Annotated in this window: 2 protein-coding genes; both read right to left on the reverse strand. The window is 68.8% G+C overall.

What is annotated here, in order from left to right; all coding sequences use genetic code 11:
* Positions 1 to 322: 322 nt before the first annotated feature.
* The gene (locus tag VGK32_15005) at positions 323 to 11,434 is read right to left on the reverse strand and encodes a carboxypeptidase regulatory-like domain-containing protein (protein ID HEY3383078.1); all 11,112 of its coding nucleotides are present in this window, start codon (positions 11,432 to 11,434) and stop codon (positions 323 to 325) included.
* A 312-nt stretch (positions 11,435 to 11,746) separates the two neighbouring features.
* Positions 11,747 to 11,920, reverse strand: a complete 174-nt coding sequence (locus tag VGK32_15010; GenBank protein HEY3383079.1) for a hypothetical protein — start codon at positions 11,918 to 11,920, stop codon at positions 11,747 to 11,749.
* Between the last annotated feature and the right edge of the window lie 149 nt (positions 11,921 to 12,069).

Below are 12,069 nucleotides of genomic sequence, written 5' to 3' on the forward strand. Positions count from 1 at the left end.
GGTGGCTCGCCGCAGGCTCCTCCAGCTCGAGCTGGCCACCCGACTCGCGGCCATGCCGCGTCTTCGGCCTGTCGAATGGTCATTGGCTTCGCGCGCAAGTCACCCACGATACAAAGATCGCTCACCACAAACTGGCTGACGAACTCGAGAAGGTCAAGAGGGCACACATACGTCGCCGTACTTGTGCATCGAAAGACCGAGGACACGCAGGAAGAATCACGCTGGAAGGACTCCCCTCCCGGAGTGACTTCCCCCGAGCGCCAGTCCCTCCGCGGGCCCGGGGGCTCGCCGCCACCAGGTCAGCACCGTCAGCACCTGCTCCTCACCAGATCGCCAGCAACGCCGTCCGCACCTCCGCGATCTGGGCCGCCGTGATCACCGTCGTCCGGGCGGTGATCGTCGTCGCGCTCCATGTCGGTGGCGTCCTGCCCGCCGCCGTGTACACCGCCGCCAGCGCCGCTCTGAGCTCGGTGAGGTGTGCCGCTTTCACGAGTGTCGTGCCGGCGGTCAGCGTCGCGTCCGTCCACACGAACGTGCTCAGCCCGAACCGCGCGCGCAGCACGTCGATCTGTTGGCGCAGCTCGGTGACGTGCCCCGTCTTCACGGGCGTGACCCTGGGCTGCAACGGGTCGTCGGTGAACGTCGGCAGCGGGCCCAGCGTGATCGAGGCCCCCTGGTAGGTCGTGGCTACGACGTTGGCCACCGTGTCGGACACCTCCCGGACGATCGGGTCGTCGCCGAAGCCGATGGCGGTCGTCGCCGTTCCGCTACCCGCCGCCGCCTGGAAGGTCAGCAGCACGAGCGGATACGCCCCCGCCGGCATGCTCAATCCGGACGACAGGGCCAGCGCGATTCCCACCCGTCCGCTTCCGGCAGCCAGCGCATTCACGTTCGACGTCGCCGTTGCCACGTTGCTCCCGAGGGCCGCAGAGATGAACGTCAGCCGCGTGGGGTCGAACGTCACGCTGAAGCCCACTGCGTTCTCGATGCCCTGCGCCTGGAGCATCACCGGCACCACCGCCGACCGTCCCCACCCCGCGGCCATCGCGGGCACCGCGATCACCGTCGGGCCCGCCCCTTCACGCGGACGTGCGGCCTCCGGCGTCGGTCTGGCAGACGCCGCCTGGCCCGCTGCCGCCGTCGGCCCCCCGGCCGGCGTTTGCGGATCGAGCCCGGCCACGTACCGGCCCGCCTGCACCCAGTCCGTGGCTGTCAGGCGCCCGTCCCCCGACGTCGCCCTCGGCGCGGTGTCCGCCCGCTGGTACTCGCTCCCCGCCGCCGCCGTGTCGAGTCCGGCCACGAAACGGCCCGCCTGGACCCAGTCGGTCACCGTCAGCGTGCCGCTGCCCGACGGCCGCGGCGCGACGTCGCCCTCGTACCCGCGAGTCGGCGTCACCGTGCCAGGGGCCCACGACGCGCCCAGCACGTTGGCGAGCGCACCAGACACCTCTCGTGCGACCGGGTCATCACCAAAGCCGACCGCTGTCGCCGTCGAGCCCGCTCCGGCCGCTACGATGAGCGGCACGGTCAGCATCCGGCACGTCCCCGCCGCGAACGTCTGGCCGGCTGACAGCGCCAACACGATCCCCAGCCTGCCACTGGCGGCTTGTGTCGCGTTGACGTTCACCGAGGCACCCGCCGCGCACGTCCCCAGGGTCACCGCTGGCGTCGGGTTCGGAGACGGGTAGCCGAGCACCGCCGGATCGAACGTCAGCGTGAACCCGACGGCATTCTCGTCGCCCTGCGATACGAGCTCGACCGGCAGGTTCACCGTCGTTCCCACCATGCCCGTCATCGAGACGATGCGCACGACGCGCGCCGAGGGCGCCGTGTAGGTGAAACCGTTCGGCAGCGTACCGCTCTGGCTGTCCGGATTTGTCACGACGACGGCCACCGGCCCTTCGGCGTGTGGCCCGGTCGTTGCCGTGATCGACGCGGCGTTGACGACCGTCACGCTGGTCGCCGCCACGCCCCCGATCGTGACCGTCGCTCCGTTCACGAAGCCAGTCCCCGCGATCGCCACCGCCGTGCCGCCCAGCGTGCTGCCGTTGCTCGGCCCGATGGACGCCACGGTGACCGAACTCGGTGCCGCGACGCCCGTCCCCGTCAGGTTGAGGATGTACGGAGTCCTGTCCGCGTCGCTGTTTGCTATCGCGATCTGCGCGGACTTGGCGCCCACCGACGTCGGCCGGAACCGCACGGTGAACGTGGTCGTCCCCGCTTCCGCCACCGGCGACACGGGCTGCGCCACGACGGCGAACTGATCCGCGTTGGCCCCGGTGGTGCTCAGCGGCAGTCCGGTGAGGATCAGCCCTCCGACTCCCGTGTTGCCGATCATGAACACGACGTCGGTGTCCGTGTTCACCGTTCTCGACCCAATGGGGTGCGTCCCGCCACTGGCCAGCGGTGTCCCCGCCTGCGCGAGCGTGATCACGGGTACCGCGTCGGCCAACTGCCCCACGATCCCAGAAACCGCCCCGCCGGCTGTCACCAGCAAGTGCGTCGCCGCCGCGAACGTCGCGCTGGCCGAGTACCACTCCGGCAGGTACGCCGTGTTTGGCGTGCCGAAGTACAGCGCGTACTCGCCAGGGAGGATCCCCGTCATGGAGAAGGCTCCGGTGCCCGCGGCCGACGTGATCCAAGACCGAGGGAAGGTGCCGTCGAGCACGGAATACAGCTTGACGCTCGCGCTGATCCCGAAGCCCCGCAAGTCGCGGACGTTGCCCGAGATGGTGCCGCCGCTCCCCAATTGGAAATCGATCCCGCTGAGCGTCACGCCGGATTGCGTCGGCAGCGTGGTAGCGGTTCCCACCGAAGGCTTGTCCTGGTAGAACTCGGTCGCATATACCGACTTGGCGGCCCGCAGCACCGCTCCGCCGACCGGAACGCCTTGCAGCGTGTAGTTGCCGGCAGCGTCCGTGCGCACGAAGCTGAATGCATTGCCTCCCAGATCGTAGCTCTGGATTGTCGCAGCGTTCAGCGGTCCCCCGGACAGGTTCGTGACACGACCGCTCACGATCGCCCCGACGTCCATCGTGATCGTGCCGAGGTTCAGCGTGACGCCAGCGGGCAGGCTCACAGCGTCCGCGTCCGCCGCCAGCGTCCTGTCATGGTAGTACTCATCGACGACGTTGATCGTCCACGTGGTCGAGTTGTACTGGTCCCGGCCGGTGAAGAACAGGTTGTACGAGCCGGGAGCCCTGGCGATCGAGAAGGTTCCGTCGGGGTTGGTCAACCCGATCGGGAAGCTGACGTTCCAGTCCAGTGGGAGGGGCTGCATCCGCACGGACACGCCGCCGATGCCCTGCCCGCTTCCGTCCGCCACCCGTCCGCTGACGTACCCCAGGCCGAACCCGGTGCCCGTCTCGAGGGTCACGGCATAGTGCGCCATTCCGGTGCCGTCCGCGTAGTCGGTCGTCGAGTAGCCGACGTTGATGTAGTACCACCCGGATGCCACATTGTGCAGGTAGAGCGTCTCGTTGTCCGAGCCACTTATTGCGACGGTCAGAGGCCTGAGGCTGCCGTCCAGCACCTCGAAGTCGATGTCGCTGCGCCAGCCGGCCGGCCGTGGCGTGGGGTAATCGGAGAGCACCCGCACGTTCACCCGCAGGTCCTGCCCCGCGGAGGCCGGCGGAACGTAGAACTTGTACCAGTCGATGGCCGTCTCGCTCTCGAAGAGCAGCGTGGCGGTGGTTCCCATCGGCAGCACGGCAGCCGTCGCGGAGGAGTCATTCGGCTCGGTGGTGTCTCCGATGACCGTGAACGCGGCATCGCACACGTCGAAGACCGCCGGATTCGAGACGTCGCTGATCCGCAGCAGGTACTGTGTGCCTGGCGCGCCGCCGACGTACGTCTCGAACGTCCCGGTATTCGGCGTCGAGGACACGATGTTCGACCAGCTCGTCCCGCCGTTCGTCGACACCTCGATCCTCACGTTGGCGACGTAGCCGGTCGACGACCACCGGATGGCGACCCTGCTGGTCAGGAGCAGGTTCTCGCCGCCGTTGGGCCACGTGACCGTGATCGTCGGCGTGGCGCCCGCCGTGACGACGATCGGCACCGACTTGGCCGCCGCCCGGTAGTTCACCGTGTCGGTTGGCGTGAACACGACGGACAGCGACGAGGTCCCCGGCGGCAGGACGGTTCCGGACGCCGGCGTGTAGGTGAACGTTCCCGGGATGCCGGCCGTCGCGTTCAACTGCGTCGGCCCGATCGGGGTGCCGTACGCGATCGAGGACGGGTTCGGCCACGTGATGGTGTTCGGCGCCGTGTCGACCGCCACGACGTAGAACCGGCTGGCGCTGCAACCCTGGCTGTCCACCGCGCCGACGACGAACCAGTAGGATCCCAGTTGCGTGACGGTTCCCGTCAGCGCGCCGGTCGTCGGGTCGAGGCTCAGGCCCGGCGGCATCGTGCCACGCGCGACGCGGAATCCGTTGGTGGTCACCGATCCGGGATTGGGGGTCCCAGGTCCCCAACCGTCCACCTCGGCGGCGGAGAAGCCGTAGGGCTGCGCCCCGCCACTGGCGGCGATGGTGGCCGAGTAGGGCACACCGAGCGTGGGGTTGCCGAGCGCGGCCGGCCCAACCGCCAGCGTGCCGCACCGCGCGAGCGAGAAATCCACGCCCGTCGCGCGGGATCCGGACGGCACCGTGATCGCGTCGCCGCTTGTGGCCTGGCACGTGCCACCCGGGCAGGCCTTGCCGCTGTACTGCTGCATCGCGAATCCCGAGATGGGATTGGTCCGCGCGTAGTACGTGCCGGGCGTCACCGCCTGGTTCGACACGTATCGCCCGGTGGCGTCCGAGCGGGCATTGCCTACCACGCCGCCACTCGGATCGAGGATGAACACCTCGATCCCCCCGACGCCGGCCTGACTCGTGGCGTCGACGACGCGTCCCTCGACGCGAGAACCCGGCTGCAGCGCGAAGTTGACGTTCCCGGTCGTCGCGCCCGCCGTGACCGCCACTGTCGAGGCGCTGGCCAGGCACGGCCAGAACGGGCAGACCACGCCGCTCGAGGCCTGGTTCTGGTAGCCGAGCATGTTGTCCGTGTAGACGTAGTAGTTCCCGGTTGGCAGTCCCCTCAGGACGTACAGGCCATCGGGTCCTGTGGTTGCCACGAGCAGTCGCCTGCCCGTCGAGTCCGCCAGGCGCACGATTACCTCGCCGAGTGGCGCAGACGTGGCCGCGTCCGTGACGGTGCCCGACACGGTACCGCCGGCAGCGAGCGTGAAGTCGACGCCGCCGCGGACTACCCCGGCCGCGAGGGGAACCGGCGTGCCGGCCGTAGCGTCCCCGTAGAGGTGCGAGACGCCGTCGTACCGCTGGTTCATGTATCCCACATTGGGCGCGCGCGACGTGACCACGTAGTAGGTGTCCGCCGCCAGCCCGCGGATCGAATACGCTCCGGAGATGTCCGACCAGCCGTACGCGGTGGAGTCACCGTGCGTGGTGATCACGAAGGGCAGCACGTCCGGAACCGGAGCGCCCGAGGTGTTCCTGATGGTTCCCGTGATCGTCGCGCCGGCCACGAGTGGGAAGTCCACGTTCGTGCTCGAGCCGCCTTCCGACACGACGACCGCCGTGCCCGTCGTGGGATCGCAGTAGCCCATGATGCAGATCGGGCCGCCGAAGATCTGATCGACGAATCCGGCCTGGTTGTACGTCGTGAGGTAGTAGGTCCCGCCAGGCAGGCCGGCGAAGCTGTACGTGCCGGCCCCGCCGGTCCACGCCGTCGTGACCGTCGCGCCGTTCGACGCGAACAGCGTCACCGTCACCTCCGAGAGCGGCGAGCCTCCGCCCGTGACCGTTCCGCTGATCGTCGCGCCGGCGCGCGTGAAGTTGAAGTTGGCCACGGTCGATCCGCCGGCCGTTACGGTGATCGGCGTCCCGTCGGTCACCTTGCACGACGCCCCCGGGCACGCCACGCCGTTGTAGACGATGTCGCCGAAGCCGGAGTTCGAGGCGCGCGCGAAGTAGGTGCCGGCTGGTAGGCCGTTGATGAAGTAATAGCCGGACCCGTTCGTTTTCGGCGCGGCCACCTGCACGCCGGCCGCGTTGAAGACTCGCACCGTCGCGTTGCGGGCCGGGACGCCGCCGGTCGTCACCAGACCCGTGATCCGGCCGCCTGGTGTCAGCGCGAAGTCCACGTTGCTCGCACCCTGGGCCGTCACCTGGATGCCGTTGCCCAACGGAATGACACACGCGCCGCCCGGGCACGGCTTGCCGCTGTATAGTTGCTCGACGAAGCCGGGGCCAGCCGCGTTCGTCGTGCGGGCGTAGTAGGTGCCCGGCGTCAGGCCCGCCACGGAGTACACGCCGGACGCGTTCGTCGTGCTGCCGGCGATGGTGTAACCGGACGCGCCGTAGACCGTGACGGTCACGTTTGCCACCGGGTTGATCCCGTCGGTGACGTGTCCGCTGAGGCTGACGCCGTGCGCGAGGATGAAGTTGATCCCCGGCGTCGTCTGTCCCTGGGTCACGGGTACCGACGTGCCCGACAGGTAGGTGCAGCTGGCGCACGAGAGGCCGTTGTAGAGTTCGGTGACGTAGCCGTCGGCCGCCACGCCCGTCGCCCTGACGACGTACAGGCCGGCGGGCAGGCCGTTGATGGTGTACATCCCCTGCGCGTCGGTGACGACGCCGGGATACGTCCCGAACCCGCTCCTCGTGACTGCCGTCACCGTCACGCCCGCAACGGGCGCCGTACCGTTGGTGACCGTTCCGCTGATCGCACCGCCCCGCGACAGCGAGAAGTTGATGCCCGAGAGCGTCTGCCCGGCCGCCACAGTTACGGACGTGCCAGCCGACGTGTCGCATCCGACGCCGCCACAGTTGACGCCGTTGTACGTCTGTTCGAGGTAGCCTGACGGCGAGGCAGCCGTCTGCACGAAGTACGTGCCTGGTGGCAGGCCGTTGAAGCCGAACCCGCCCGCCGTGTCCGTCGTCCTGCTGAGCAGGAAGCGAGAGCCGGTCGAGTACAAGTCGATCTCGATGCCGTTCACCGGGTTGCCGCCCGCCGTGACCGCGCCAGTGATGGTGGCGCCCTGCGTCAACGCGAAGTCGATGCCGGCCATCGTCTGTCCGGCCGTGACGACGATTGGCGTCCCGGACACCACCGGGCAGCCATAACAGGTCAGGCCGTTGTAGATCTGGTTGGCGAATCCCTGCGCCGGTCCCGAGGTTGTCTGCGCGTAGTAGCTGCCTGTCGGCAGGCCGCTCACGCTGTAGGTGCCGGACGGCGTGGTGTTGGTGGACCAGACCGGCTGGCCGTTGGCATCGAGGATCTGCACGGACACGCCCGAGAGCGGGGCGGCGTTGCCGGTGACCGTGCCCGAGATCGTCCCGCCGCGCGACAGCGCGAAATTGACCGTCGATGTCGCGCCCACCGTCACGCTCACGGGAGTGCCCAGCGTGGCGGCGCAGGTGCCGCCGGGGCAGGTCAGGCCGCTGTAGAGTTGGTCGATGTATCCCATCCCCGCGGCCGTGCCGGTCTTGACGTAGTAGGTGCCTCCCGCCACGCCCGTGAACGCGTACGCGCCGGACGGGCTGGTATTGGTGTTGCCCAGTTGGTTGTTGCTGGCGTCGAACACGCGCACGGAGAGGCCGGCCACCGGCGCCGACGTGCCGGCATCGGTGATCGTGCCGGACACGGTGCCGCCGAGCGCGAGGGCGAAGTCGATCCCCGTCGTTGGAGCGCCGGCCGTCACGTTGACCGCCGTGCCGGTGTTGGTCGTGCAATTCCCGAGCGGGCACGGCAGGCCGTTGTAGAGCATGTCGATGTAGCCGAGGCCGTTCTGGGTCCGCACGTAGACCTGCCCCGGCGGCAGGCCGACGACCGTGTACACGCCGGAGGCGTCGGTGGTTCCATTCCCGATCTGGGCGTTGGACGAGTTGAAGGCACGGACGATGGCGTTGGCCAGCTTCGCGCCGTTGGCGGCGGCGCTCACCGTGCCCGTCACGCTGCCCGCCGCCGCCAGGGAGAAGTTGATGCCCCCTGTCGTCACGCCCTGCGTCACCGCGATGCCCGTGCCCGTGTTCGCCGTGCAATTCTCGGTGGGGCACGAGATGTTGTTGTAGAGCTGTCCGACATACGCCGGCGTGTTCGCGGTGCGCGCGTAGTAGGTGCCGGTCGCGAGTCCGCCCGCGGTGTACACGCCCGACGCGTTGGTGGTGACGCTGGCCACCTGCGCGTTGGACGTGGTGTAGATGCGCACGGTCGCGCTGGCGATCGGCGCGCCGCCAACCGCCGCGGTCACCGTGCCGCCGATCGACCCGCCCGCCGGCAGCGCCAGGTTGATGCCCGACACGGTCTGCGGGGCGTTCACCGCGACCCCGGTGCCGGTCGTCGCGGTGCACGCGCCGCCCGTGCACGGGATGTTGTTGTAGAGGATGTCCACCAGGCCCAGCGGGTTCGACGATCGCACGTAGTACGTGCCCGACGGCAGGCCCGTCGCCGTGTAGACCCCGGACGCGTTCGTCGTGACCGTCTTCACGTTGGCGTTGGTCGTGTTGAAGACGCGCACGTTGGTGAAGGCAATCGGCGCGCCGCCGGCGGCGTAGCTGACCGTGCCGGTGATCGTCCCGCCCGGATCGAGGGCGAAGTCGATGCCGCTCGTCGCCAGGCCCTGCGTCGCGGCTACCGGGGTCCCCGTCGTCACCGAACAACTGAGGCAGGTGATGTTGTTGTACAGCTTGTCCACGTACGAGCCGTTCGTGTTCGTCCTGACGTAGTACGACCCGGTCGGCAGCCCGTACGCCGTGTAGGCGCCCGTCGCGTCAGCGTTCGTGCTCCAGCCGAGCCCGTTGCCGCTGCTGTTGAAGACCGTGACCCAAGCGCCGGGGATGGCCGCCCCCAGGTTGTCGGCGATGCGCCCCGCGATCTGTCCGCCCCGCACGAGGGCGAAGTCGATGTTGGGAGTGACCTGGCCGTTCATCACCGCGACGCCCGTCCCCGCCTGCGTCGGGTTGCAGTTCGGGCACTGGATGTTGTTGTAGACCTGCCGGATGTAGGGCACGACGTTGTCCGTCTGGAGGTAGTACGTGCCGGTTGGGACCGTGGGCGAGGTGTACTCGCCGTTCGCATTCAGCCCGGAACTGCCCTGCCACTGGTTCGCGGTGTTGAAGATCGACACCGATCCGTTCGACACTGGCAGGCCCGTTCCCGCGTCGGTCACCCGGCCGGAAACGCGCCCTCCCGCCGACAGCGAGAAGTTGATGCCGCCCGTCACCGCGCCGAGCGTGACCGGGACCGGCGTGCCGCTCGTGACGTTGGTGCCGAACGGCAGATCGTTGTAGAGCTTGTTGACGAAGAAGTGCGATCCGTTCGTGCGGACGAAGTACGTGCCCGCCGGCAGGCCGAACGTGATGTAGTTGCCCGTCGAATCGGGCGGGGTCACGCGTCCGAAGCAGTTCCCCGTGGGGGAGCAGATCTCCACGCTCACGCCCGGCGCGCCGGTGCCATCAGCCGCGTTCGTCATCCGGCCGCTGATCTGCCCGCCCACCACCAGTGCGAAGTCGATGCCTCCGGTGGTCTGCCCCTGCGACACGATCACGGGGGTCGTCGTCGTGATCGCGCACCCGAGGCAGATCTGGTTCAGGTACGCCGTCTGGATGTAGGCGCCGAACGGGTCGGTCCGGACGTAGTACGTGCCCGCCGACAGCCCGGTCGAGACGTAGTTGCCGCTGGCGTCCGTCGACATGCCGCCCGCGTACGCGCCCGACGCATCGAAGAAGCTCACGCCGAGCCCCGAGAGCGGCGTGCCAGAAGAGGCCGCGGTCGCGCGGCCGGAGATCGCGCCACCCGCCGCCAGGGCGAAGTCGATCCCGTTGGTCGCAACCCCTGCCACGACCGTGATCGGCGTGCCGCTCGTCACGTTCCGGGGCCCTGACAGGCCGTTGTAGACCTGGTTGATGTATCGGCGCCGGTTGTCCGTCCCCGCGTAGTACGTGCCGGACGGCAAGCCGAACGACGTGCTGTAGTTCCCGGAGGCGTCGGGGCTTGCGCCGCCGAGGTGACGTCCCGTCGCGTCGTGGACGTTGACCCAGATGTCGTTGCCGGAGATCGCAAGGCCGGTTCCCGCGTCGGTCAGGCGCCCGGCGATCCGGCCGCCCGCGTTCAGCGCGAAGTTGATCCCGCCCGTCGTCGCGCCCACCGTCACCGCGACGGTCGTGCCCGTCGTCGCCGCGCAGTTGAGGCAGACGACGTTGTTGTAGGCCTGGTTGATGTAGCCGAGCGAATTGTTCGTGATGACGTGGTAGTTGCCGGCCGGAAGCCCGGACAGCGTGTAGTAGCCGGCCGGGTCCGTCCCAATCCCGGCCATCCAGCGCCCGCTCGGGTCGTATGCCGTGACACCGACCGACAGGCCGTTGCCATTGGCGGCGTCCGTGATGCGGCCCGCGATGCGGCCACCGGCGTCGAGCGCGAAGTCGATCCCCGTCGTCGTTGCGGTGCCAGCGACGACGATGGGCGTCCCCGAGGTGATCGGCGTCCAGGCCGGCAGGTTGTTGTAGACCTCGTTGATGTGGGTGTCGTTGCTGTTGCTGCGGGCGTAGTAGGTCCCAGGGGGCAACCCGAACGATGAGATGTAGTTGCCCGACGCGTCAGGCCAGTTGCTGCTTCCAAGGAATGTCCCGTTGGTGTCGATGATATCCACCCAGACGTTGCTCGTCAGCGGCAGCCCCGAGCCCGAGTCGGTGAACCGGCCGCTGATGCGGCCGCCGGCGGCCAGGGCGAAGTCGATGTTCGGCGTCGTGGCCCCTGCGGAGACGACGACTGGCTGCCCCGTGGTGACGTTGGCCCAGGAAGGCGCGTTGTTGTAGAGCTGATTGATGTACCCGAGCTGGTTGTTCGAGCGGACGTAGTAGGTTCCCGGCGGCAGGGCGGGGCTGAGGTAGTACCCGTTCACATCCACCCCGCCGCTGCCGTTGACCATCTGCCCGCTGGCGTCGAAGATCTCGAGCCCGACGCCGCTCGCGATCGGCACTCCGCTCGTCGCGCCGGTGAACCGGCCGCCGATCTGCCCGCCTGGAGCCAGCCTGAACACGATGTCCGTGACGCCGGCCGAGGTGACCGTGATCGGTGCCCCGCGGCTCCATTCCCACGGGCGGACGGTGATCGCGTCATACAGCTGATCGACGTAGCCGAGAGCGTTGCTTGTTCGGGCGTAGTACGTTCCTGGCGCCAGGTTGCCGGCGAGGAAGGCGCCGCCCGCGTCCGTCACCGGGCTCGCCACCTGGCTGCCGGTCGCGTCCATGATCTGCACCGTCACATTGGCGATCGGCGCCAGCGCGCCGGTCGTCACGTGGCCGGTGATCGATCCGTTGTCCCTGGCCCCTGGGCCGGCCGCCAATGGGCCGGCGGCGGCCATGAGGAGCATCGCTGCGGCGGCGAGAACCCGGATCGACTGGTGGCGAAGGGGATTGAGGATCATGGCTGGGAACTCCGTCACTCGAGATGGACCTGGGGATGAGACGCCGCGTGTGCAACAAATGAGGGATGCCCGCAGCGTGCCGGAGGGATGTCGAAAGCGAAACGGGTGGTGACCCCGAAGCGCGGACGGACGACCGGGCGGGAGAGCGCTCATGGACATCCGAGCACCCGCACGATGCGCAGTTGATTGGCCGAGGGGGCAGAATCGATCGGACTTACACAGTACGGTGTGAACGTAGCCCCGTGTCGAGCTAGCGTCAAGGGGAAAGTGGACGGGCGAGGGGCAGAACTGAAGCCGATGCCCGATCGATGATCACCTGCCGCGGTGCTGTCGGGCGGCCAGCTGGGCGCCCACAAGATCGATGTCATCGGAGCCGGCTTCGTCGTGCCGCGGTGGCTCGTCGGTGTCGCCGACGCGATCACTCACGCCGTCGAGGTTGACGGTCCGGGTCTCGGTATACGTCGGCGTCACCACTTGGCGGCGCACGCCGGGATCGACAAGAGGGCCAGCCCCGGTCCTGTCGGTGGCACGGGCCATCTCATGCGGAGTTTGCCGTTGTCCGCCCCTTGACGCCGCGCTATCCTGATCCGGGTTCTCCCGACAAGACGAGAGGTTGCCTGGCGCCGGCGCGCACG

The organism is Vicinamibacterales bacterium, assembly GCA_036504215.1.
Lineage (GTDB): Bacteria > Acidobacteriota > Vicinamibacteria > Vicinamibacterales > Fen-181 > FEN-299.